22 protein-coding genes are annotated in these 22,692 nt (G+C 64.2%); 16 read left to right on the top strand and 6 right to left on the bottom strand.

The genetic code is table 11. The features are described 5' to 3' along the window. Positions 1-14 precede the first annotated feature (14 nt). Together ppsR and QUV21_RS01525 are read right to left on the bottom strand one after the other, a co-directional pair. Positions 15-1,406, bottom strand: a complete 1,392-nt coding sequence (gene ppsR, locus QUV21_RS01530; RefSeq protein WP_300853459.1) for a transcriptional regulator PpsR — start codon at positions 1,404-1,406, stop codon at positions 15-17. Between the two features lie 17 nt (positions 1,407-1,423). Then, a complete protein-coding gene (locus QUV21_RS01525) occupies positions 1,424-2,254 on the bottom strand; it encodes a hypothetical protein (RefSeq protein ID WP_300852684.1) in 831 nt (276 codons plus the stop codon). A 336-nt stretch (positions 2,255-2,590) separates the two neighbouring features. Here QUV21_RS01525 and bchF point away from each other — a divergent pair, with 336 nt between their 5' ends. From bchF to QUV21_RS01450, 15 genes are all read left to right on the top strand, one after another. Beyond that, entirely contained in the window at positions 2,591-3,076 is a 486-nt protein-coding gene (bchF, locus tag QUV21_RS01520) for a 2-vinyl bacteriochlorophyllide hydratase (protein ID WP_300852682.1), read from the top strand. Continuing rightward, on the top strand, positions 3,073-4,350 hold the full coding sequence (locus tag QUV21_RS01515) for a ferredoxin:protochlorophyllide reductase (ATP-dependent) subunit N (protein WP_300852681.1): 1,278 nt from the start codon (positions 3,073-3,075) through the stop codon (positions 4,348-4,350). Before bchF ends, QUV21_RS01515 begins: the two co-directional genes overlap by 4 nt. 82 nt (positions 4,351-4,432) lie before the next feature. After that, positions 4,433-5,998 (top strand): ferredoxin:protochlorophyllide reductase (ATP-dependent) subunit B, encoded by a 1,566-nt coding sequence (gene bchB / locus QUV21_RS01510; RefSeq protein ID WP_300852679.1) that lies wholly within the window; start codon positions 4,433-4,435, stop codon positions 5,996-5,998. A 7-nt stretch (positions 5,999-6,005) separates the two neighbouring features. Further along, the gene (locus QUV21_RS01505) at positions 6,006-9,599 is read left to right on the top strand and encodes a magnesium chelatase subunit H (protein WP_300853458.1); all 3,594 of its coding nucleotides are present in this window, start codon (positions 6,006-6,008) and stop codon (positions 9,597-9,599) included. A 154-nt stretch (positions 9,600-9,753) separates the two neighbouring features. After that, positions 9,754-10,671, top strand: coding sequence for a ferredoxin:protochlorophyllide reductase (ATP-dependent) iron-sulfur ATP-binding protein (gene bchL / locus QUV21_RS01500; RefSeq protein WP_300852677.1), 918 nt, complete (start codon positions 9,754-9,756; stop codon positions 10,669-10,671). After that, on the top strand, positions 10,671-11,336 hold the full coding sequence (bchM, locus tag QUV21_RS01495) for a magnesium protoporphyrin IX methyltransferase (RefSeq protein WP_300852675.1): 666 nt from the start codon (positions 10,671-10,673) through the stop codon (positions 11,334-11,336). The genes bchL and bchM overlap by 1 nt, the downstream gene beginning before the upstream one ends. Then, complete coding sequence (locus QUV21_RS01490) at positions 11,333-12,766, top strand: PucC family protein (RefSeq protein WP_300852674.1); 1,434 nt, start codon at positions 11,333-11,335, stop codon at positions 12,764-12,766. The genes bchM and QUV21_RS01490 overlap by 4 nt, the downstream gene beginning before the upstream one ends. 33 nt (positions 12,767-12,799) lie before the next feature. Next, a complete protein-coding gene (puhA, locus tag QUV21_RS01485) occupies positions 12,800-13,570 on the top strand; it encodes a photosynthetic reaction center subunit H (protein ID WP_300852672.1) in 771 nt (256 codons plus the stop codon). A gap of 63 nt (positions 13,571-13,633) precedes the next feature. Then, on the top strand, positions 13,634-14,281 hold the full coding sequence (puhB, locus tag QUV21_RS01480; RefSeq protein ID WP_300852670.1) for a photosynthetic complex putative assembly protein PuhB: 648 nt from the start codon (positions 13,634-13,636) through the stop codon (positions 14,279-14,281). A gap of 9 nt (positions 14,282-14,290) precedes the next feature. Continuing rightward, the gene (gene puhC / locus QUV21_RS01475; RefSeq protein WP_300852668.1) at positions 14,291-14,764 is read left to right on the top strand and encodes a photosynthetic complex assembly protein PuhC; all 474 of its coding nucleotides are present in this window, start codon (positions 14,291-14,293) and stop codon (positions 14,762-14,764) included. A gap of 12 nt (positions 14,765-14,776) precedes the next feature. Beyond that, positions 14,777-15,073, top strand: coding sequence for a hypothetical protein (locus QUV21_RS01470; RefSeq protein ID WP_300852666.1), 297 nt, complete (start codon positions 14,777-14,779; stop codon positions 15,071-15,073). 11 nt (positions 15,074-15,084) lie between these two features. After that, complete coding sequence (gene acsF / locus QUV21_RS01465) at positions 15,085-16,176, top strand: magnesium-protoporphyrin IX monomethyl ester (oxidative) cyclase (protein WP_300853457.1); 1,092 nt, start codon at positions 15,085-15,087, stop codon at positions 16,174-16,176. 97 nt (positions 16,177-16,273) lie between these two features. Next, positions 16,274-17,077 (top strand): putative photosynthetic complex assembly protein PuhE, encoded by an 804-nt coding sequence (puhE, locus tag QUV21_RS01460; protein ID WP_300852664.1) that lies wholly within the window; start codon positions 16,274-16,276, stop codon positions 17,075-17,077. 6 nt (positions 17,078-17,083) lie between these two features. Then, positions 17,084-18,292, top strand: coding sequence for a 5-aminolevulinate synthase (gene hemA, locus QUV21_RS01455; RefSeq protein WP_300852662.1), 1,209 nt, complete (start codon positions 17,084-17,086; stop codon positions 18,290-18,292). 79 nt (positions 18,293-18,371) lie between these two features. Further along, positions 18,372-18,845: a cytochrome C gene (locus QUV21_RS01450; protein ID WP_366907348.1), complete on the top strand. Its 474-nt coding sequence runs from the start codon at positions 18,372-18,374 to the stop codon at positions 18,843-18,845. Between the two features lie 122 nt (positions 18,846-18,967). On the opposite strand, the gene ureG is transcribed toward QUV21_RS01450, so the two are convergent. Genes ureG through QUV21_RS01435 form a run of 3 tightly spaced genes read right to left on the bottom strand, consistent with a single transcriptional unit; the run spans position 18,968 to position 20,674 of the window. Continuing rightward, complete coding sequence (gene ureG / locus QUV21_RS01445) at positions 18,968-19,594, bottom strand: urease accessory protein UreG (protein ID WP_300852660.1); 627 nt, start codon at positions 19,592-19,594, stop codon at positions 18,968-18,970. After that, the gene (locus QUV21_RS01440; RefSeq protein ID WP_300852658.1) at positions 19,591-20,235 is read right to left on the bottom strand and encodes an urease accessory UreF family protein; all 645 of its coding nucleotides are present in this window, start codon (positions 20,233-20,235) and stop codon (positions 19,591-19,593) included. The genes ureG and QUV21_RS01440 overlap by 4 nt, the downstream gene beginning before the upstream one ends. After that, positions 20,225-20,674 carry an urease accessory protein UreE gene (locus QUV21_RS01435; protein WP_300852657.1) on the bottom strand — a complete coding sequence of 150 codons (450 nt, stop codon included), beginning with the start codon at positions 20,672-20,674 and terminating at the stop codon, positions 20,225-20,227. The genes QUV21_RS01440 and QUV21_RS01435 overlap by 11 nt, the downstream gene beginning before the upstream one ends. 68 nt (positions 20,675-20,742) lie before the next feature. On the opposite strand from QUV21_RS01435, the gene QUV21_RS01430 reads away from it, so the two are divergent. Next, complete coding sequence (locus QUV21_RS01430) at positions 20,743-20,934, top strand: hypothetical protein (RefSeq protein ID WP_300852656.1); 192 nt, start codon at positions 20,743-20,745, stop codon at positions 20,932-20,934. A gap of 4 nt (positions 20,935-20,938) precedes the next feature. Here QUV21_RS01430 and ureC read toward each other — a convergent pair whose 3' ends face one another. Next, a complete protein-coding gene (ureC, locus tag QUV21_RS01425; RefSeq protein WP_300852655.1) occupies positions 20,939-22,681 on the bottom strand; it encodes an urease subunit alpha in 1,743 nt (580 codons plus the stop codon). Positions 22,682-22,692: the final 11 nt, after the last annotated feature.

Genomic DNA, 22,692 nt, shown 5'->3' with positions numbered 1-22,692 from the left:
TTGACGGGTGCTTTCTATTCGCCGTCGCGGTTCAGGATGCCGTATTTGCGCAGCTTGACGTAAAGCGACTGGCGCGACAGCCCAAGCATGTCGGCCGCCGCCACCCGGTTGTTGCGGGTAAGCTCAAGTGCGGTCTCGATACACATTTTCTCAATGACATCAGTGGTTTCCGCCACAATATCCTTAAGCGTGGAAGACCCCACCAGCTCCATCACCGACCGCGCACCCTCATCCGGCAACCCACCTCCGGCGCGGCGCAGGGATTCGGCGCGGCCGGCATCGCGGATCACCAGAACCATCATCGGGTTCGGCCGGTCGTTCAGCCAGCTTGCCGACAGTTCCACCGCGATCTGACCGGAAAAATCAGTGGTCAGACGGGTAGCGTAAAGCCGGATCTGTCCAGTCCGCTTTACATTGTCCAAGAGCACCCGCAGATCCACCTGTCCGCGCACCAGATAATCGGCAATCGACCGGCCCCGCACGGCGGCAATGCCGCTGGCATCTGTCAGATTCAGGAACGCCTCGTTCGCGGCGCGTATGACACCTTCGGCATCGGCAAAGACAATGCCGTCCACGCCCTCATGATACAGCCGCTGAAGATTTTCGCCCAACTCGTCAGAGGCTTGCGAGGCCCTTTCCGCCGGGTCGATCAGGCAAAGCAGAATCCGCTCACCCGCCGCGCGGAACAGCTTGGGCGTGACCAGCACGCGGCGCTGAGACCGGCGGGCCGTCACTTCAACCGGGTTCGTGGAATCCGTCGCGGCGACATTGGCCAGCGCGTCGAGGAATTCTCCACGCCGGCGGCCATCGAATTCCTGCGCGACGGCGGTGCCGATCATTTCCTGACGCGCACCGCCCAGCAAAAGAGCCGCCGCCGGGTTCAGATCGGCGATCCGTCCGCTGGACATGGAAACCAGCATGACCGGGTCGCGGGTCATTTCCATCAACACCCGGTAGCGGGTGTCCAGCTCACGTTGTGCTTCGTAATCGCGTTCCAGCGCAAGCTGTGCGGTGACAAGCTGCTGCTGCACCTCGGCCAAAGGCCGCAGGTCGCGGCCCAACATCAGGATCGACCCATCCTGCCCCATGCGGTGCAAGGAATAGCGCACCGGGAAATCCCAGCTTTGCTGGCTGGAGTGGTTGATTTCCAACGAAAGCCCTGTCCTGCCACCATGCAGATCCGACAAGCGCATCTCCAGCTTGCGGCAGCTCTCCTCGGTCAGGATATCGGGAAGCTGCATCCCCTCCCAATCGGTCAATTGCCCGAAAGACCGATGCCCCGGGTTCACCAGAACCGTGACAACCCGTAGATTGGGGGCCACCAGCAATGTGATGTCGGCGGCAGACGTCAGCACCTCCGTCATAAGGGCTGGCGGGATCATGGGCAATTTGCCCGAATTCAGCAGATGGCGTCCATCCGTCGTCACGTCGCTTCCAACCATTCTTTTCCAGCCACCAGCGCGGCCAGTTCTTCACTCGTCCGGGACCGCAAGCGCTGCCCGGCATTGTAATGAGCGCGAGCAAGGGCCTGCATGGGATCTTGCGTCGCCATGTCTGCCATAGTCAGCGCCAGCACGTCGATCGACCGGTCCAGGACCGCACCACCAACCGCCACCCAAAGCCTGCCATTGGACCCGTCCTTGAGGGACTTCACCAACTTGCGGCAAAACTCAAGCCTTTCTTCACACCCGACCGATATCAGGGCGCAGTCATAACGCCGCTGTTTCATCAGGGCGCGCAGGCCGTCCGGCCGCGCCCCGATCTGCAAATGAACCGACACGCCCTGCCGCCGCAACTGACCCACGAGAACCTGCACGCCAAAGCTGTGCTGCTCGCCATCCGGCAACACGACCAGAACCGAGGACGTTTCCCGCGTGGCGGTGGCATTGCTGGCCCAGTCACGGCCGATCTGGTGAACCATGGACTGCAAGCGCGCCATGCCGATGCTGACATCAGCCCACCCGCAGCGGTCATCTGCCCAGTCACACCCCAACTGGCGTGCCACGGCGGGAAAATAGAAGTCCACAAGATCGACATCGCTGATCCGGGCGCGGCGGATTTCAGGACGCAATGCCTCGAACTGGCTGGGGTCAGTCGATCCGACGGCCCGCAACATCGCCATGACCAGCGCCGGATCAAGATTCCGCGGCATGCCAGCCGCACGCGTCGCCAGCCGCGCGACCACCGTCCGCGCCAGCGCTGTCAGCTCCTCGCTGCTGCGCTCGCTCTGCCCGCCGTGCTGGCTGTCGCGCATCCCGCTACCCCGACCCGCCCACACCCGGCACCAATCGCCAGACATTGCGCGGAATTGCGCACAGGCCGATCCGCGGCCCGCGCTGTCCATTCCAATGTCCGACAAGCCGAAAGCATTGTCAAAGTAAATTGACACCTGCCAGGGCAATCGACGTCATTGTGACCCACTTACCGCCGGAAGTGCCAAAAATGCAGGCTTTTTCAGTGCATTTCCGCCCGGCGATCCAGAATGATTCTGCATGCGCTGTCAGGTGCAGGATTGTAAGTTTTGATTGACACTTTCGCTGGCGTGTCTACGTTCGGTAACAGACCAATCCCCGTGGAAGGCCCGCCGCCGATGCAGATGACCCAAGCTTCCGGCCCCAAGCAAAGGCTTTACACGGCGGAAGAACGTGCGCGGCGGGATGCGTCGCGCTGGACTCTCGTGCAGGGCATTCTGGCCCCGGCACAGTTCCTGGTCTTCGTCATTTCGCTGGTTCTGGTTCTGCGGTTCCTGCTGACCGGCGATGGCTATCTTGCCGCGACAGTGTCGATCCTGATCAAGACCGGCTTTCTGTTTCTCATCATGGTGACCGGCGCGATCTGGGAAAAGGAAGTCTTCGGTCAATACCTCTTCGCCCCCGCCTTCTTTTGGGAAGACGTGTTCAGTTTCGCCGTCATCGCCCTGCATTCGCTGTATGTTTACGCGCTTTGGTCCGGGGCCTTCACGCCACACGGGCTGATGTTCATCGCCCTTGCCGCCTACGCGACATATGTAATCAACGCAGGCCAGTTCCTGTGGAAGCTCCGCCGCGCACGGCTCGATGCGGGGGTGGCGGCATGAGCCTTGACACCCCATTCCGCAGTTGCACCAACACCCCCGTCCTGAAAGAGCGCGGCCAGCGTGAGGTGTTCTGTGGCCTGACCGGGATCATCTGGTTGCACCGCAAGATGCAGGACGCCTTCTTCCTTGTCGTCGGCTCCCGCACCTGCGCCCATCTTCTGCAAGCCGCCGCCGGGGTCATGATCTTTGCCGAGCCCCGCTTCGGCACCGCGATTCTCGAAGAGAAGGATCTGGCAGGTCTGGCTGACGCGAATGCCGAGCTTGACCGCGAGGTTGCGCGCCTGCTGTCACGCCGGCCTGACATCCGGCAGCTGTTCCTCGTCGGCTCCTGCCCGTCCGAGGTGATCAAGCTGGATCTGTCGCGCGCGGCCGAACGGCTCGACGCCCGCCATGCGCCGAATGTGCGGGTGCTGAATTTCTCGGGGTCGGGAATCGAGACGACCTTCACCGAAGGCGAAGACGCCTGCCTTGCCGCCATGGTTCCGGCCCTGCCAGCGACCGATGCGGCGGAACTGCTGGTGGTGGGGGCGCTGCCCGATGTGGTGGAAGACCAGATGCTGGCGCTCTTGGCCGCCATTGGGGCCGGTCCGGTCCGCACCCTGCCCGCCCGCCGCTCGACCGACTTGCCGCCTGTCGGGGCAAACACCCGCTTCATTCTGGTGCAGCCCTTCCTGGGCGCGACCCATGCCGCCTTGCAGGTGCGCGGCGCCAAAGCCATATCGGCCCCCTTCCCCTTCGGCGAAGAGGGCAGCACCTTGTGGTTTCACGCCGTCGCCGAAGCGCTCGGCCTGCCGCGTGACCGGGTGGACGCCGTCCTTGCCGCACCCCGCGCCCGTGCGCAAAAGGCCGTGGCCGCCGTGGCCCAGACGCTGCGCGGCAAATCCATCTTCTTCTTTCCCGACAGCCAGCTTGAAATCCCCCTCGCCCGGTTCCTTGCCCGCGAATGCGGCATGATCCCGGTCGAGGTCGGCACGCCCTATCTGCACCGTGAACTGATGGCGCCGGAACTGGCGCTCTTGCCGGAAGGCCCGGTCCTTTCGGAAGGCCAGGACGTGGAACTGCAACTTGACCGTGCCCGCGCCGCCCGGCCTGACCTGACGGTCTGCGGCCTTGGCCTTGCCAACCCGCTCGAAGCCGAAGGTCTGGCAACCAAATGGGCGATCGAACTGGTCTTCACCCCGGTCCACTTCTACGAACAGGCCGCAGATCTGGCTGGCCTCTTCGCAAGGCCCCTGCGCCGTCACGCGCTCCTCACCCCGGAGGCCGCGGAATGACCATTGATACCCTCTCTGCCGTCTTCCTCTCTGCGCAAATATCCTCGGGGGTCCGGGGGCAGACAGCCCCCGGAGGCCAGCCATGAAGCTGACACTCTGGACATATGAAGGCCCGCCCCATGTCGGCGCGATGCGCGTGGCCACCGCCATGAAGGGCCTGCACTATGTCCTGCACGCGCCGCAGGGCGATACCTATGCCGATCTTCTGTTCACGATGATCGAACGCAGGAACCACCGCCCGCCGGTCACCTACACCACCTTTCAGGCCCGTGACCTTGGCGGCGACACCGCGAACCTGTTCAAGGACGCCGCACGCGAAGCTTTCGTCCGATTTCAGCCGCAGGCGATGATCGTCGGTGCCTCCTGCACCGCGGAACTGATCCAGGATGACCCCGGCGGTCTGGCCGAGGCGATCGGCCTGCCCTGCCCCGTCATCCCGCTGGACCTGCCGTCTTACAGCCGCAAGGAAAACTTCGGCGCGGATGAGACGTTCTTCCAGATCGTCAAGGTTCTGGCCAAACCCCTGCCCCGTACCGAAGCCGTCACCTGCAACCTGATCGGCCCGACTGCGCTGGGGTTCCGCCACCGCGACGACGTGACCGAGATCACCCGGCTGCTGGCCAGCATGGGCGTGGCCGTCAACGTCTGCGCCCCCCTGGATGCCACGCCGGCGGACATCGCGCGCATGGGGGCCGCGCATTTCAACGTGCTGATGTACCCCGAAACGGCTGAGACCGCCGCGCGGCATCTGGAAAAGAGCCTTGGCCAGCCCTTCACCAAGGTCGTGCCGATCGGCACCCACGCCACCCGCGATTTCCTGGCCGAGGTGGCCACGCTGACCGGCCTGCCGCTGCCCGCCGAGACGGGGCTCCGCCAGCCCTGGTATGCCGCCAGCGTGGATTCGACCTACCTGACCGGCAAGCGCGTCTACATCTTCGGCGACGGCACCCATGCCATCGCCGCCGCCCGCATCGCTGCGAAAGAAATCGGGTTCGAGGTGGTCGGCCTTGGCTGCTACAACCGCGAACAGGCCCGCCCCGTTCGCGCCTCCGCCAAGACCTACGGGCTGGAGGCGCTGATCACCGACGACTATCTGGAGGTCGAGGCCGAGATTGCCCGCCTGCAACCTGAACTGATCCTTGGCACCCAGATGGAACGCCACATCGCCAAGCGTCTGGGCATCCCCTGCGCGGTGATCAGCGCGCCGGTCCATGTCCAGGACTTCCCCGCCCGCTACAGCCCGCAGATGGGATTTGAGGGCGCAAATGTGATCTTCGACACCTGGGTTCATCCCTTGGTCATGGGGCTGGAAGAGCATCTTCTGACCATGTTCCGCGAGGATTTCGAGTTTCACGACGCCGCAGGGCCGAGCCATCACGGGGCCAAGGCAAGCGCCCGACCGGATGTGCCAGCTGAAACTGCGGAAGCCTCCAGCGGGGAAACTTCCGGACAGAAAATGCCGGAAGATGCAGCGCAGGTGACAGGCGAGGTGATCTGGCTGGCCGATGCCGAACGCGAGTTGAAGAAGATCCCGTTCTTCGTGCGCGGCAAGGCCAAGCGCAACACCGAGAAATTCGCCGCCGACAAGGGCGTGACGGCGATCAGCATCGACACCCTTTATGAGGCAAAGGCCCATTATGCGCGATGATCGCCATATGCAGGCCTTAGAGGCCGGGCTGGACGCGCCAAGGCGGGCGGGTCGCGCGGTGACTTACCGCTTTGTGATCCTGACGCTTGACGCCCATGCCGCCGGCCCCGCCGCCCGCATCGCGCCGCGTCTGGCGCGTGACTTTCCGGGGATCGAGGTTTCCGTCCACGCCGCCGCCGAATGGGCCGAAAACCCCGCCGCCCTTGCCCGCGCCCGCTCCGCCGTGGCGGGGGCCGATATCGTGGTGGCGAACCTTCTTTTCATCGAAGAACACATCACCGCCATCCTGCCCGACCTTATGAAGGTCCGCGACCGGCTGGATGCGTTTGTCGGCGTCATCGCCGATCCGCAGATCGTCAAGCTGACGAAGATGGGCGATCTGGACATGTCCAAGCCCGCCTCGGGCGCGATGGCCTTCCTCAAGAAGATGCGCGGCTCCAAATCGCCTTCAGCGAACTCTGGGCAAAAGCAGATGGCGCTCCTCCGCCGCCTGCCGAAGATCCTGCGCTGGATCCCGGGCAAGGCGCAGGACATGCGGGCCTGGTTTCTGTCGATGCAATATTGGCTTGGTGCCTCGGACGACAATCTGGAGGCGATGATCCGTTTTCTGGTCGGGCGTTATGCCACCAAGCACGGCTGGCAGGGTGCCAAGGCCGCCGCCCCGGTCGATTACCCGGATGTGGGGCTTTACCACCCGTCGCTGAAGGCCCGGATCACCACGGATGCGCGCGACATGCCGCGCCCGAAGGATGCGCAGGCGACCGTGGGGCTCTTGATGCTGCGGTCCTACATCCTGTCGGCCGATACCGGGCATTACGACGCCGTGATCAAGGCCTTCGAGGCGCGGGGGATTGCCGTTCTGCCCGCTTTCGCCGGCGGCCTTGATGGTCGCCCCGCGATCGAGGCGTATTTCAAGGACAAGGTCGATGCGCTGGTATCCTTGACCGGGTTCAGCCTTGTCGGTGGCCCCGCCTACAATGACAGCGCAGCGGCGGTGGAAACCCTGACCGCGCTGGATGTGCCATATGTCGCGGCGCACCCGTTGGAGTTTCAGACCCTGCGCCAGTGGCAGGCGGCGTCTGGCGGGCTTGGCCCGGTGGAAACCACCATGCTGATCGCATTGCCCGAGATTGACGGCGCGACGAACCCAACGGTCTTTGCCGGCCGACACGATCCCGAAGGCTGCGACGGCTGTGGCCGCAACTGCAAACCCGCGACGATTGAGGCCGCCGAGACTCGTGCCATGTCGCCCTGCCCCGAACGGATCGAGGCTTTGGCCGACAAGGTTGCACGGCTGGCGCGTCTGCGTCGGTCAGCGGTGGCAAAGCGCAAGTTGGCCATCGTGCTTTACGGCTTTCCGCCGAATGCGGGAGCTGCGGGAACCGCCGCCTACCTTGGCGTTTTCGAAAGCCTGTTCAACACCCTGCACGCGTTGGCCGCTGAAGGCTACAGCCTGACGCCCCCCGAAAGCGTGGAGGCCCTGCGTGAGGCGGTGCTGCACGGCAACGCTGCCCGCCATGGCCAGCCCGCCAATGTGCATGCCACCGTTCCCGCCGCCGAAATCGTGGCCAAGACGCCTTGGCTGGCGGAAATCGAATCCGCCTGGGGTCCAGCCCCCGGCCGCCACCAGACGGACGGGCGCGGCGTGCATGTGCTTGGCTGCCAATTCGGCAATGTCTTCGTCGGCCTTCAGCCAGTCTTCGGTTATGAAGGTGACCCGATGCGGTTGCTCTTTGAAAAGGGCTTCGCCCCGACCCATGCCTTCACCACCTTCTACCGCTGGCTGCGGGAGGATTTCGGGGCCGATGTCCTGCTGCATTTCGGGATGCATGGCGCGCTGGAATTCATGCCGGGCAAGCAGGCCGGTGTGGGGGCTGCTTGCTGGCCCGACCGGCTGATCGGCAACCTGCCGAACGTCTATCTTTACGCCGCGAACAACCCTTCCGAGGCGACGCTTGCCAAGCGCCGGTCGAACGCTGTGACGGTCACCCACCTGACGCCCCCCTTGGCCCGGGCCGGGCTTTACAAGGGTCTGGTTGACCTGAAAGACACACTCACCCGCCTGCGCGCAACGGAAGCGGACGCAAGCGACTATGCCGAACTTGCCGCCCTTGCGGTGGAACAGGCCAAGGCGGTGGATCTTGTGGGCGATATCGACGCCCTTTGGCTGAAGTTGCTGGAGACCGAAGGCGCGTTGATCACCGATGGGCTGCATGTCCTTGGCCGCAAGATCGATCCGGCGGCGATGGCGGAACTGTTGTCGCTTATCCCGGAAGATGCCCGCGCCGAGGCCGCCCGCCAAATGGCCGAAGACACGGAAATTCCGGGCCTTCTGCGCGCGCTTTCGGCCCGCTACATCGCGCCGGTTCCGGGGGGCGACCTGATCCGCTCGCCCGCCATTCTGCCGACCGGGCGCAATATCCACGCCTTCGACCCGTTCCGCATGCCAACTGCCTTTGCGCTGGCCGATGGGGCGGCGCAGGCGCAGCGCTTGCTGGATGCCCACCCGACCTTGCCGCACTCGGTCGCCTTGGTGCTGTGGGGGTCGGACAACATCAAATCCGACGGCGGCCCGATTGCGCAGGCCTTGGCGCTGATGGGGGCAAGACCGCGGTTTGACCACTATGGCCGGCTGTGCGGTGCGGACCTGATCCCGCTTGCCGAACTTGGTCGGCCACGCATCGACGTGGTGATGACGCTGTCAGGCATCTTCCGCGACCTCTTGCCCTTGCAGACCCGGATGCTGGCCGAAGCCGCATGGAAAGCCGCATCCGCCGATGAACCCGCCGAGCAGAACTTCATCCGTGCGCATTCGCTGGCTTATGCCGAGGCAATGGGCGTGGACCTTGAGACTGCCGCCCTGCGGGTCTTCTCCAACGCCGAAGGGGCCTATGGGGCCAACGTCAACACGCTGGTCGGATCATCCGCCTTTGGCGAGGAAGATGAGCTGGCCGACGCCTATGAGGCGCGCAAGAGCTTTGCCTACGGCGTCAACGGCAAGCCGGCCAAACAGCACAAACTGCTGCAAAAGGTGCTTGGCGATGTGGATCTGGCCTACCAGAATCTTGAATCGGTGGAACTGGGGGTCACGTCGGTTGACCATTACTTCGATACGCTGGGCGGGGTGGCCCGCGCCGTGCGCCGCGCGCATATCGGGAACGGCGGCGGTGGTGAGGCGACGCCGGTCTATATCGGCGACCAGACCCGGGGCGGCGGTCAGGTCCGCACGCTGCAAGACCAGATCGCGCTGGAGACCCGCGCCCGCAGCCTGAACCCCAAGTTCTACGAAGGCCTTTTGCGCCACGGGGCCGAGGGCGTGCGGCTGATCGAATCGCATGTGACCAACACGATGGGTTGGTCCGCCACGACAGGCCATGTGGAACCTTGGGTCTACCAGCGGCTGTCGGAAACCTTCGTGCTGGACGACGCGATGCGCAAGCGTCTGGCCGACCTCAACCCCGAAGCCTCCAGCCGGATGGCGACGCGCCTTCTGGAAGCCTCGGACCGGCATTACTGGACCCCGGATGCAGCCACCCTCGCCGCCCTGCAACGCGCGGCGGATGAGTTGGAAGACCGGATGGAAGGGATCGCTGCGGAATGATGAATGCTGCGCCTGGAGCAACTTTCGGAAGCGGGGGGCCAGCCCCCACAGCCCATTGGTCTATCGAACCAATGGCGAAACCAATGGACTACCCCCGGAGTATTTTTGAAAAGAGCAAGCAGATCATGGATTTGTTTGCCGGAATGGAGGCCATATGAGCCCGAGAGACGATATCCCCAGCCTTCGTGACTCGGGCCTTCGCGGCATGGACGGAGACGGCTCGGTGCAGGTGCATCTGGACCCGTCGCAGAAGATCGAGGGCGCCAAGGTGTTCTCGGTCTATGGCAAGGGCGGGATCGGGAAATCCACCACCTCATCGAACCTGTCGGCTGCCTTTGCCACGATGGGCAAGCGCGTGTTGCAGATCGGCTGTGACCCGAAGCATGACTCGACCTTTACCTTGACGGGCAAGCTGCAACCCACGGTGATCGACATCCTGAAGGAAGTCGATTTCCACGCCGAGGAGCTGCGCCCGGAAGATTTCGTGACCATCGGCTACGGCGGCGTGAAATGCGTCGAGGCGGGCGGGCCTCCGGCCGGCACCGGCTGCGGCGGCTATGTCGTGGGGCAGACGGTGAAGCTGTTGAAGCAGCATCACATGCTGGACGATACCGACGTGGTGATCTTCGACGTGCTGGGTGACGTGGTCTGCGGTGGCTTTGCCGCCCCCCTTCAGCACGCCGACCGGGCGGTGATCGTGACCGCGAACGACTTTGACAGCATCTATGCGATGAACCGGATCATCGCGGCGGTGCAGGCCAAGTCCTCGAACTACAAGGTGCGGCTGGCGGGCTGTGTGGCCAACCGCAGCAAGGACACCGACGAGATCGACCGCTACTGCGCCAAGGTCGGCTTCAACCGTCTGGCACATATGCCGGATATCGATGCGATCCGCCGCAGCCGCCTGAAGAAGAAGACCCTGTTTGCGATGGACGACGATCAGGACATCGTGATGGCGCGGGCCGAATACATCCGTCTGGCCGATGCCTTGTGGAAATCGGTCAGCCTGCCGGAATCCTTCCCGGAATCCCTGCCCGACCGGGAGATCTTTGAGCTGCTGGGGTTCGATTGATGCCGAACTACGTCACCACGCGCGACCGGGTCGAAACCTATTTCGACCGCACCGCCACCAAGGCGTGGGAACGGCTGACCTCGGACGCGCCGGTCAGCCGCATCCGCCAGACGGTGCGCGAAGGCCGTGACAGGATGCGCGCGTTGATGCTGTCGCGCCTGCCCGAAGACCTGCGCGGCGCGCGGGTTCTGGATGCGGGTTGCGGCACGGGTGCGATGACCGAGGAACTGGCGTTGCGCGGTGCGAGTGTGATGGCCGCCGACATTTCGCCCAAGCTGGTCGAGATTGCCCGCGACCGCCTGCCCGCGACCTTGCGCCCGCAAGTCAGCTTTCATGCCGGTGACATGACCGACCCCGCGCTCGGGCGCTTTGACTTCGTCCTCGCGATGGACAGCCTGATCTACTACGGTGCCGATGACATTGCCCGCACCTTGCATGCCTTGGGCAAGCGCAGCGGCGCGGTGGTGTTCACCGTGGCCCCGCGCACCACGCTTTTGATGGCGATGTGGCATGCGGGCAAGCTGTTCCCCCGGTCGGACCGGTCGCCGGTAATGATCCCGCACAGCCTGAAAGAGCTTGGCCGCGCCACCGGGCCGGGGCTAAGCCGCATCGGCCGGGTCTCGCGGGGGTTCTACATCTCGGACTGCATGGAGTTTCAGCCATGATCCTGCGGAAAAAGCACCTGAAGGCGCTGGATGCCTCGTGGTTGCCTTTCGCCAATGCGGCGTCCGAAGGGCTGCCGCTGCGCCAATTGTTGCGGCTGTCGCTGTTTCAGGTGTCGGTCGGCATGGCGACGGTGCTTTTGCTGGGAACGCTGAACCGGGTGATGATCGTGGAACTGTCGGTTCCGGCGATGATCGTGGCCCTGATGATCGCCATTCCGGTGCTGGTGGCCCCGTTCCGCGCGCTTCTGGGCCATCGGTCGGATACGCACCGGTCGGCCATCGGTTGGAAGCGGGTGCCTTACCTGTGGTTCGGCTCGCTCTGGCAGATGGGGGGCCTTGCGGTCATGCCCTTTGCGCTGATCGTCCTGTCCGGCGACCAGTATCACGGCCCCGCCTGGGCGGGCGAGGTGCTGGCGGCGCTGGCGTTCCTGATGACCGGCCTTGGGCTTCACATGACCCAGACCGCCGGTCTGGCGCTGGCCTCGGACCGCGCGACCGATGAGACACGGCCCCGCGTCGTGGCCTTGCTTTATGTCATGTTCCTGCTGGGGATGGGCGCCTCTGCGATCATCGTCGGCTGGCTCTTGCGCGACTATGACCCGATCACCCTTGTCCGTGTCGTGCAGGGCTGCGCGGTGGCGACGGTGGTGTTGAACCTGATAGCCCTTTGGCAGCAGGAAAAGGTGCGCCCGATGACGCGTGAGGAACGCGCCGCCCCGCGCCCACGGTTCCGTGACGCATGGGCGGATCTGATGGCAGGCGGCACGGCCGGGCGCTTGCTGGCGGTGGTTGTCCTAGGGACGCTGGCCTTCAACATGCAGGACGTGCTGCTGGAGCCTTATGGCGGCGAGGTGCTGGGGCTTTCGGTATCCAAGACCACGCTTTTGACGGCGGTCTACGCGATGGGGGCGCTGGTCGGTTTCATCCTGGCCGCGCGCTGGCTGGGCAAGGGGCGTGATCCGTTCCGCATTGCGGCGCGCGGCATCCTTGCCGGGATCGCCGCCTTTACCGCCGTGATCTTTGCCGGGCCACTGGAAAGTGCGGTGCTGTTTTACCTTGGGGCCACGGCCATCGGCTTTGGCACCGGGCTCTTTGCGGTGTCCACCCTGACCGCCGCCATGGCGCTGAAGACCTCGGGCGCAGGTGCCGGTCTGGCGCTGGGGGCATGGGGGGCCGCACAGGCCACCGCCGCGGGCCTTGCAATCTTCCTTGGCGGCGCAATCCGCGACATAACCGGCCACCTTGCCGAAAGCGGCGCCCTTGGCCCTGCCCTGACCGACCCGACCCTTGGTTACACCTTTGTCTATCATACCGAGATCGGCCTTCTGTTCCTGACCCTCGTCGCACTTGGACCGCTGGTCCGGGTTGCCCCGCTCGCGCCCACTTCCACGTCCGGCGACCGCTTCGGTATCGCCGAATTTCCCACCTGACCCCATCCGGGGTCGCAAACAGAGGATACCGCAATGGTAGGTGTCAACTTCTTCGGCAGCTTCGATCTTGCCAGCCTGTCGATCTGGCTTTTCTGGGGCTTCTTCGCCCTGCTGATCTACTACCTTCAGACCGAGAACATGCGGGAAGGCTATCCCCTGGAAACCGAGGACGGTCTTGCCGCCCCGAACCAGGGGCCTTTCCCGGTGCCAAAGCCCAAGACCTTCCGCCTGCCGCATGGCAAGGGCGATGTGACGGTGCCTTCGGCCGACAACGAAGCCGCGCATCGTCGCGGTGATCTGGCCCTTGCCCGGACCGCCGTGTCCGAGGGCTTTCCCCATGCGCCCACTGGCAACCCGATGGTCGATGGCGTCGGCCCGGCCTCCTGGGTGCCACGGCGCGATGAGCCGGAACTGGATGGCCATGGCCACAACAAGATCGTGCCTTTGGCGCAGGCCGAAGGTTTCAGCGTCACCGCAGGGCGCGACCCGCGCGGTCTGCCGGTTCAGGCTGGCGATCTGGAGGTTGTCGGCCGCGTCTCGGACATGTGGGTCGATGCCCCCGAGCAGCTTGTCCGCTATCTGGAGATCGACCTGAACTCGGGCCAGAAGCGGCTGGTGCCGATGACACTGGCCCGGATCTGGGAAGACCGCGTGCGGGTGAACTTCCTTGCATCGGACAGCTTTGACGGCATCCCGGCCACCAGATCAGCCACCGAAGTGACCAAGCTCGAGGAAGACAAGATCTCGGCCTATGTCGCGTCCGGCTGGATGTATGACGCCCCCAAGCGCAAGCGCGGGTTCTGATCACCTGACAGGCAGCGGCCCGCGCCCGGGCCTCGCCTTTCACATCAAGATGGAGGGTCTGATATGTCAGGCCATGATGACTTTGCTTTCGACGCCTTGCCAGGACTGCCGGAACGGCCCCCGCAAGGTGAATTGATCCTCTGGCAAGGACGCCCCGATGCCTGGGCGCTTGCCCGCGATGCCTACCGGATCCGCTGGATCGCCGGATACTTCGCCCTGATCGTCCTTTGGCGCGCAGGGGCTGGTTTTGCCGATGGCGGGTCTGCCTTGGCGCTGGCGATGGGGCTGCCTTATGTGATGCTGGCGCTGCTTGGTCTTGGCATCATCTACGGCCTGGCATGGGTTCAGGCCCGCGCCACCACCTACACGCTGACCACCGCCCGCGTCGTCTTGCGGATCGGGGCGGCGCTGCCTGTCACCTTCAACCTGCCCTTCGTGCAGGTCGGTGCGGCCAACCTTGACCTGCGCCGCGACGGCACCGGCACGATCGCGCTGGATACGCTGGGCGAGACGCGGATTTCCGTCCTTGTCGCCTGGCCACATCTGCGCCCGGGGCTATGGTCGAAGACCCAGCCTGCGCTGCGGTCCATCCCCGATGCCGCCCGGGTGGCCCGCCTTCTGGCCGACGCGGCCGAAGCCCGGGTGACCGCGCCGCAAGTGGCGCGCTCCACCCATGATACGGCGCCCTTCGCGCCTGTCGCAGCGGAATAGGGGGCAGACATGACAAACCGACCCACCCTGACCCACGAACCCGGCTACCGAAGCCGCGACCCCGAGCTTGTTCCGCGCATCCTCTTGCGCGCCATGTTCGGGCTGGCCCTTGCCACCCTTGCGATCACCACCTTCGCCGCAGTCACCGGGCGCGAACCCGTGGCCCAGCCGCAAGCGGCCGAGGTCGTGCGCGAAAAGTGGATCGTGCTGGAAGGCCTGTCTGCGCAGGCCGTCATTGTGCGCAACACCGATGGCAATGTCCTGTTGGACCTGCCACATGGTGGCTTTATCACCGTCATCCAGTCAGGCATCTTCACCGAACGGCGCAAGCACAAGGTCGACCAGACCAAACCCGTGCGCATCGTCGAATATGCCAATGGCCGCCTTGTGGCCGAAGACCCCGAAACCGGGTGGAGTGCTGAACTCTACGCTTTCGGGGGCGACAACAAAGCCGCGTTCGAACGGCTTCTGGATCAGGAATAGGGAACCACGATCATGGGACTTTTCACACGAACGAAGGAAAAGGTGCCTTGCACCGTCGAGGTCAGCCACCGTTTCGAAAGCCTGCATGCCCACGTCCGCTTCAACAATGGCGCCGTTGTCTATCCCGGTGATGAGGTGCTGGTGCATGGTGCGCCGGTGCTGGCCGCTTACGGCGAGGTTATCGTCGAAGACCGCACCGCCACGATCACCCGCGCCACCCCGCTGGAGCGGCTCTGGACCCGGATGACCGGCGATTTCGGCTTCATGGAGCTGTGCGAGTTCTCCTTTTCCGAGGAGGTCCGGCTATGAACGCGACACCGATGGACCTTTACCCCGAAAACCCGGATGCCGACCTGATCGTGGAGCCCACGGTCGACACGACCGCGATGGCGACGGAAACCACGCTTCTCAACCCGCGCTTCTACACCACCGACTTCGACGAGATGGACCGTCTTGACGTCACGCCCATCCGCGCCGAGTGGGACAAGCTGATCGCCCAGATGAAATCCGACCCGAACAAGGGCCATTTCAAGAAGACCGAGGCCTGGGACAAGGTGGATTGGGCAAGCATGGACCCCGCCCTCCGGCGTGAGTTCATCGATTTTCTGGTGTCGTCCTGCACCGCAGAGTTTTCGGGCTGTGTGCTTTACAAGGAAATGAAGCGCCGCGGATCAAACCCCGACATCTGCGAGCTTTTCAGCTACATGGCCCGCGATGAGGCCCGCCATGCCGGCTTCATCAACGATGCGTTGCGCGAGGCGGGGGTTGCCGTCAACCTTGGCTTCCTGACCAAGGCGAAGAAATACACATACTTCCGGCCCAAGTTCATCTACTACGCCACCTATCTGTCGGAAAAGATCGGCTACGCCCGCTACATCACGATCTTCCGCCACCTTGAGGCGCATCCCGAACAGCGGTTCCACCCGATCTTCAAGTGGTTCAAGGAATGGTGCAACGACGAATTCAGCCATGGCGAGGCTTTCGCCCTGATCATGAAGACCGATCCGAAACTGACCACCAGCTTCGTCAACAAGCTGTGGATCAAGTTCTTCCTGACCGCCGTTTATTCGACAATGTGGGTCCGCGACCACGCCCGGCCGGAGTTTCACAAGGCGCTCGGCGTCGAAATCAGCTGGTATGATCAAGAGGTGTTCCGCAAGACCTCAACCATCGCGCGCCAGATCTTCCCGATGGAGCTGGACATCGACCACCCGCGCTGGATTCCGAACCTGGAACGCATGAACCGCACCTTCATCGCGATGGATGCGGCGAAGCGTCAGGGCGGCATCGCGGGCAAGCTGAAAGGCTGGGCCCTTGGCGCCAAAGCCGCGCTGACCTTTGCCAGCCTCTACACCATCCCGGCCAAACGCCACGCCCTGCCCGCATCCGTGCGGCTGGAGCCGACGTATTGACCGGATGCACCCATACCGCTGTTCCGGCAGCGGGTAGGCGGGGGGGATGGGCGCGTCCCACCCGCCGGTGCGGTCTCCCCTTCGGGGGGGGCCGCACATGACAAATCCCTGGATCGCCTCGCTTCTGGTGCTGTTTGTCTGGTGGTTCTCCACCGGGGCGATCCTGTGGCGCGTCCGCCACGCCGACCGCGCCGGCGGGTCAGCGCATCAGATGTCGGTCCTTTGGGGCCTGCCTTTGCTGGTCGGCGGGGTGGTGGGGCTGGGCCTGAGCCTTGATCAGGCCAGCGTTTCTGGCACCTATGCGGCCTTCCTGTCGGCATTGGCCGTCTGGGGCTGGATCGAGCTTGCCTTCCTGTCAGGTGTCATCACCGGCCCGAACACCAACCCCAGCCCGCCCTATGCCCGGGGCTGGGACCGGTTCCGGCAGGCCACGCTGACGCTTCTGTGGCACGAGGCGGTGCTGATCGTGGCGCTTGTCCTTCTGGCCTATGCCGCATGGAACGCCGCCAACCCTTTCGGCCTTTACACCTTCGCCATCCTTTTCTTTGCCCGCGCCTCGGCCAAGCTGAACCTGTTTTTCGGCGTGCCGCGGATCAACACCGAATTCCTGCCCCGCCCCCTGGCCCATCTGGCCAGCCATTTTCGCCATGCCCGGATGAACTGGCTGTTCCCGATCTCGGTCACGGTCTTGACCTTCGCCGCCGCCTGCTGGCTGGAACGCGCCCTTGCCGCCCCGACCGACGCCGCGCAGGCGGGCCATATCCTGCTGATGGCTCTTACCCTTCTGGCACTGCTTGAACACTGGTTCATGGTGCTGCCCCTGCCCGACCAGAAACTCTGGCGCTGGATGCTTCCCGAAGCTTCTGCCGTATCCGACCCCAATCTACCGATAAGAAAGTGACATCCCATGGACTTCGCTCGCCACTTTGAAAGCCAGCTTTCCGCGCTGAAATCCGAAGGCAACTACCGCACCTTCGCCGATCTTGAACGCCGCTGCGGCGCGTTTCCACGGGCGAACCGCCATGGCGCGACGGTGGACGAAGTCACCGTCTGGTGTTCCAATGATTATCTGGGAATGGGCCAGCACCCCGATGTGGTGGCCGCGATGGTGGAAACGGTGCAGACCTGCGGTACGGGCGCGGGCGGCACAAGAAACATCGGCGGCAACACCGTCCAGCACCGCGCGCTAGAGGCCGAACTGGCCGATCTTCACGGCAAGGCGGCGGCGCTTCTGTTCACCTCGGGCTATGTGTCGAACTGGGCGGCCCTGTCCACACTGGGGTCGCGCATCCCTGATGCCGTGATCTTTTCCGACGAAGGCAACCACGCCTCGATGATCGAAGGCATCCGCCATTCCCGCGCCGACAAGGTCTTGTGGAAGCACAACGACTGGCGCGAGCTTGACCGCAAGCTTCGTTCCGTCGGCGACCGTCCGAAGATCGTGGCCTTCGAATCCGTCTATTCGATGGATGGCGACATCGCCCCGATCCGCGAGATCGTAGAGGTCTGCGAAGCCCACGGCGCGCTGTCCTACATCGACGAAGTGCATGCCGTCGGCATGTATGGCGCCCATGGCGGCGGCGTGACCGAAGAGCGCGGCCTTGCCGACCGGATCGACGTGATCGAAGGCACGCTGGGCAAGGCCTTTGGCTGCATGGGCGGCTATGTCACCGGCTCCAGCGCGCTCGTGGACTTCATCCGCAGCTTCGCCAGCGGCTTCATCTTCACCACCGCGATCCCGCCCGCCGTGGCCGCCGCCGCCACCACCTCGATCCGCCACCTCAAGGCATCGGGCGAAGAACGCGCGGCCCAGAAGGCGAATGTTGCATTGCTGCGCCGCAAGCTTGACCGCGCCGGCATCCCGCATATGGGCAATGAAAGCCACATCATCCCGGTAATGATCGGCGATCCGGTGAAATGCCGGATGATCAGCGACATCCTGATGGAAGACTGGGGCATCTACGTCCAGCCGATCAACTATCCCACCGTCCCTAAAGGCACCGAACGCCTGCGCCTGACCCCCGGCCCCCATCACACCGAGGCTGACATCGACAAACTGGTCACCGCCCTTGGCACTTTGTGGAAGCGTTGCGCGATTTCCCACGCAGTCGCGTGAATTTGCGCGGGTTAGCCCTTGCCAAACCCATCGTGGGCAACAGTATACAAGCCGAACAAACCCCCCGGGAGGATACCTCATGCGTTTGACCCTTACCGTTCTCGCCCTCGCCAGCCTTGCAGCGCCAGCCATGGCCCAGGACATCGAGGCCGGTGCAAAGACCTTCAACCAGTGCCAGACCTGCCACGTCGTGCAGAACGAAGCTGGTGAGGTACTGGCGGGCCGCAACTCGAAGACCGGGCCGAACCTCTATGGCCTGCCCGGTCGTGTGGTTGGCAGCGTCGAAGGCTTCAAATACGGCGAGTCCATCGTGGCTGTCGGTGCGGCCGGTCAGGTTTGGGACGAAGCCAATTTCGTTGAGTATGTGCAGGATCCTGCCAAGTATCTGAAGGCCAAGCTGGGCGACGACAAGGCCAAGTCGAAGATGGCCTTCAAGGTGCGTAGCGCCGATGATGCGGCCAATCTCTGGGCCTTCATCGCATCACTGTCGCCTGCGGTAGCGGCCGCTGAGGGCGAAGCAGAGGCCGCCGAGGAAGCGCCCGCCTCGAACTGACACCGCGTCAGGGATCATGCCTGCAATCGCCCCGGCCCGATAGGCGCCGGGGCGACTTTTTAAGCTTCGTCCATGTATTGCCGCGAAGGAATGGCCGTCTGCGGCGCCAACAACGGGCGGCGTCAGGGCCGCAGGATCAACCCGCCGTCGGCTTCCAGAAACGCCACCACCTGCGCAATTCCGACACCCTGCCGGACGCGGGCCATGACATAGGGCCGCGCGCCGCGCGCCTTTCTGGTATCGGCCTCCAGGAGATCAAGGTCCACGCCGACATGAGGCGCAAGATCGGTCTTGTTCACCACCAGCAGATCCGACCGCACAACCCCCGGCCCCCGCTTCCTTGGGATGTCCTGCCCCGCCGCCGTGTCGATCACATAGATCGACAGATCAGCCAGTTCGGGGCTGAAGGTCGCGGCCAGATTGTCGCCGCCGCTTTCGATCAGGATCAGGTCAAGGTCGGGATGCATGGCCCGCAAGTCGGCCACGGCGGCAAGGTTGATCGAGGCATCCTCACGGATTGCGGTATGCGGGCAACCGCCGGTTTCCACCCCCCGGATCCGGTCAAGGGGCAAGACCTGCGCCCGCATCAGGTATTCGGCATCTTCGCGGGTGTAGATGTCATTGGTGATCACCGCCATTGAACAACGCCCCGCCAAGGCCCGGCAAAGCGCCTCGGTCAACGAGGTCTTGCCCACCCCCACCGGCCCACCGATTCCCACCTTCAAGGGTCCGTTCTTTGATCGGGTCATGTCTTGAAGATCCTTACATCCAGTTCTTCGTGCCGCATCGCCGCCAGTTCCGCCCCGAAGGCCGAGGTGCCGATATCATCCAGCTCGGCCATCACCGCCCCGGCGGCAATCGTGGCAATGACCGGGTGCAGGCTGGCCAGCATCCCCTGCGCTTCGGTCTGCCCCAAAGGCGCAAAGCGGGTGGCTGCGGCGACAAGGTTTGCCGCGAAAGCGTGCAGGTAGAGGGCCACGATTTCCTCGACCGGAAGGTCAAGCCCTGCCCCCGCATTGCCCGCCGCTTCACCCACCGCAACCGGCAAGGCCCGCGCGGAAAGGTTGCGGCCGGTCAGCGCAGCCACCGTCCGCGCAAAGGCGGCGCCCTGTTCAACCGTCTCGCTCAGCCGCTCTTTCGTGCCAGCCATTGCCCGGGCCGCCGCATCCAGCGCCGCGATGTCGGCCCCCTGGCGCAAGGCCAGGGCCAGAAGGACCGCATCCGCCCGCCCTGACCCGAACCGCAGCACCGTCTCAATACAGGCCCGCAGACCGTGGCCAGAGCGTTCGCCTTCCGCCATCACCACCTCTAGCCCGTGCGAATAGGCATAGCCCCCGGTCGGGAACGCCGGGGAAAGCCATTGCACAAGGGTCAGAAGATCAGTGCGCATGCCCCATCGTGCGCCCCATGCCATAGGCGCCGCCTTCCGGGGTAAAGGGTTCGCGCGCCTCGGTCACGGTTGCGCCAAGTCCGCGCAGCATGTCGGCCAGCACATGATCGGCGCGGATCACCAGCCGCCCGGGTTCGATCTGGCAGGGGGTGTGACGGTTGCCGATGTGCCAGGCCAGACGCAGAAGGTCGCCCGTCACCACCAGCACGGCCTCTTCTGCCGCCGCAATTTCGACCAGACGGCCGTCGGCCAGCTCGAAGGCATCGCCCGCGAGAAGGTTGGAGGTTTCGGCCAGATCGACGATGAAGCTTTCCCCGGCGGTCGTGACCAGCCGCTTGCGCCGCAAGAACCGGTCTTCATAGCCAAGCACGACCCGGCCCGTGGCAAGACGCGGCCACTGGCCCGCACGGTGCAGGGTCTGGGCAATCGGTAGGGTCATTGGCTGCCCTTAGCAGAATTTTCAGGAATCAGGGCGATGCTGATCGAACGGAATAACGGAGGATCACCATGACCCTGCCCCACCTTTCCCTTGCCGCTGAACTCGCCGAAATCCGGGCCGAGATTGACCGCCTGCAACGGCGTGAAACCGCGCTGGCCTCGATGGAGCATGACTTCCCGGTCGTCCCGGTTTTTCGTCGCGGCTGGCCGATCCGGCGTGAAACGGAGAAAACAGCAGAACATTTCCCGGTTCATGTCTGACGGCTCAATACAGGAAATAGCGCTGTGCAAGCGGCAACTCCCTTGCGGGTTCGCAGGTCAGAAGGATCCCATCAGCCCGCACTTCATAGGTTTCCGGATCAACCTCGATCTGCGGTGTGGCGAAATTCAGCTTCATGTCCCGCTTGCCGATGCCGCGCGTGCCTTCGACGGCCAGCGTGTCCTTGGCCAGACCCAGCCTTGCAGCCACCCCGTCTTCCTGCGCGGCGCGACTGACAAAGGTTACGGCATTGCGTTCGACCGACCGGCCGTAAGCCCCGAACATCGGCCGGGTATGCACCGGCTGCGGCGTCGGAATCGAGGCGTTCGGATCACCCATCTGCGCCACCACGATCACCCCGCCCAAAAGAACCATCTCGGCCTTGGCCCCAAAGAACGCAGGCGACCACAGGACCAGATCGGCACGCTTGCCTGCCTCGACGCTGCCGATATGGCGGCTGATCCCATGCACGATGGCCGGGTTGATGGTGTATTTTGCGATATAGCGCTTTACGCGGGCGTTGTCGTTGTCACCCTGCTCTTCAGCCAGCCGTCCGCGTTGAACCTTCATCTTGTGCGCGGTCTGCCATGTACGGGTGATGACCTCGCCCACCCGGCCCATCGCCTGACTGTCCGACGCCATGACAGAGAACGCGCCCAGATCATGCAGGATGTCTTCCGCCGCAATCGTTTCCCGCCGGATCCGACTTTCGGCAAAGGCCACATCTTCCGGCACGCGGCGGTCAAGGTGGTGGCAGACCATCAGCATGTCGAGATGTTCTTCGATCGTGTTGACGGTGTAGGGCATCGTGGGGTTGGTGGACGACGGCAGGATGTTCTGGCTAGCGACCACCTTGATGATATCGGGCGCATGGCCACCGCCCGCGCCTTCGGTATGAAACGCATGGATCGTGCGCCCGCCGATGGCCTTCAGCGTGTTTTCCACAAAGCCCGATTCATTCAGCGTGTCGGTGTGGATCATCACCTGCACATCCATCGCATCCGCGACGGTCAGGCAGCAATCAATCGCGCCGGGGGTCGTTCCCCAATCTTCGTGCAGTTTCAAGGCACTGGCCCCGGCTTGCACCTGTTCTTCAAGCGCCGCGGGAAGTGAGGCATTGCCCTTGCCCGCAAAGGCAAGGTTCATCGGAAAGGCATCTGCGGCCTGCAACATGCGGCCAAGATGCCACGGGCCGGGCGTGCAGGTGGTGGCAAGCGTGCCATGCGCCGGGCCGGTGCCGCCGCCCAGCATCGTCGTCAGGCCAGAATGCAGCGCGTCGTCAATCTGCTGGGGGCAGATGAAATGGATATGGGCATCCATGCCGCCCGCAGTCAGGATCCGCCCTTCGCCCGCGATGATCTCGGTTCCCGGGCCGATGATCACATCTACGCCCGGTTGCGTGTCGGGGTTCCCGGCCTTGCCGATCTTCGCGATCCGCCCGTCGCGCAGGCCGACATCGGCCTTGATGATACCGGTCCAGTCCACGATCAGCGCGTTGGTGATCACCGTATCCATCGCCCCTTCCGCCCGGGACAGCTGGCTTTGGCCCATCCCGTCGCGGATCACCTTGCCGCCGCCGAACTTCACCTCTTCGCCGTAGCGCAACGCATTGGCCCCCCCGGCGCTGCGTTCGGCGATCAGGTCACGTTCGACCTCGATGATCAGGTCAGTATCGCCCAGCCGCAGACGGTCACCCAGCGTGGGGCCATACATGTCGGCGTAGGTCTTGCGAGAGATGCGTGCGGGCATGCGTCGTCCTT

This window comes from Tabrizicola sp., from assembly GCF_030373185.1.
Taxonomy (GTDB): Bacteria; Pseudomonadota; Alphaproteobacteria; order Rhodobacterales; family Rhodobacteraceae; genus Tabrizicola.
The sequence above is the reverse complement of the archived record's forward strand: the minus strand, read 5'-3'. Positions and strand labels throughout refer to the sequence as shown.

Excerpts from the sequence above, each read along its gene's own strand:
- QUV21_RS01525 (WP_300852684.1), bottom strand. The coding sequence starts at position 2,254 with ATGCGCGACAGCCAGCACGGCGGGCAGAGCGAGCGCAGCAGCGAGGAG.
- bchF (WP_300852682.1), top strand. The coding sequence starts at position 2,591 with ATGCAGATGACCCAAGCTTCCGGCCCCAAGCAAAGGCTTTACACGGCG.
- QUV21_RS01515 (WP_300852681.1), top strand. The coding sequence starts at position 3,073 with ATGAGCCTTGACACCCCATTCCGCAGTTGCACCAACACCCCCGTCCTG.
- bchB (WP_300852679.1), top strand. The coding sequence starts at position 4,433 with ATGAAGCTGACACTCTGGACATATGAAGGCCCGCCCCATGTCGGCGCG.
- QUV21_RS01505 (WP_300853458.1), top strand. The coding sequence starts at position 6,006 with ATGCAGGCCTTAGAGGCCGGGCTGGACGCGCCAAGGCGGGCGGGTCGC.
- bchL (WP_300852677.1), top strand. The coding sequence starts at position 9,754 with ATGAGCCCGAGAGACGATATCCCCAGCCTTCGTGACTCGGGCCTTCGC.
- bchM (WP_300852675.1), top strand. The coding sequence starts at position 10,671 with ATGCCGAACTACGTCACCACGCGCGACCGGGTCGAAACCTATTTCGAC.
- QUV21_RS01490 (WP_300852674.1), top strand. The coding sequence starts at position 11,333 with ATGATCCTGCGGAAAAAGCACCTGAAGGCGCTGGATGCCTCGTGGTTG.
- puhA (WP_300852672.1), top strand. The coding sequence starts at position 12,800 with ATGGTAGGTGTCAACTTCTTCGGCAGCTTCGATCTTGCCAGCCTGTCG.
- puhB (WP_300852670.1), top strand. The coding sequence starts at position 13,634 with ATGTCAGGCCATGATGACTTTGCTTTCGACGCCTTGCCAGGACTGCCG.
- puhC (WP_300852668.1), top strand. The coding sequence starts at position 14,291 with ATGACAAACCGACCCACCCTGACCCACGAACCCGGCTACCGAAGCCGC.
- QUV21_RS01470 (WP_300852666.1), top strand. The coding sequence starts at position 14,777 with ATGGGACTTTTCACACGAACGAAGGAAAAGGTGCCTTGCACCGTCGAG.
- acsF (WP_300853457.1), top strand. The coding sequence starts at position 15,085 with ATGGACCTTTACCCCGAAAACCCGGATGCCGACCTGATCGTGGAGCCC.
- puhE (WP_300852664.1), top strand. The coding sequence starts at position 16,274 with ATGACAAATCCCTGGATCGCCTCGCTTCTGGTGCTGTTTGTCTGGTGG.
- hemA (WP_300852662.1), top strand. The coding sequence starts at position 17,084 with ATGGACTTCGCTCGCCACTTTGAAAGCCAGCTTTCCGCGCTGAAATCC.
- QUV21_RS01450 (WP_366907348.1), top strand. The coding sequence starts at position 18,372 with ATGCGTTTGACCCTTACCGTTCTCGCCCTCGCCAGCCTTGCAGCGCCA.
- ureG (WP_300852660.1), bottom strand. The coding sequence starts at position 19,594 with ATGACCCGATCAAAGAACGGACCCTTGAAGGTGGGAATCGGTGGGCCG.
- QUV21_RS01440 (WP_300852658.1), bottom strand. The coding sequence starts at position 20,235 with ATGCGCACTGATCTTCTGACCCTTGTGCAATGGCTTTCCCCGGCGTTC.
- QUV21_RS01435 (WP_300852657.1), bottom strand. The coding sequence starts at position 20,674 with ATGACCCTACCGATTGCCCAGACCCTGCACCGTGCGGGCCAGTGGCCG.
- QUV21_RS01430 (WP_300852656.1), top strand. The coding sequence starts at position 20,743 with ATGACCCTGCCCCACCTTTCCCTTGCCGCTGAACTCGCCGAAATCCGG.
- ureC (WP_300852655.1), bottom strand. The coding sequence starts at position 22,681 with ATGCCCGCACGCATCTCTCGCAAGACCTACGCCGACATGTATGGCCCC.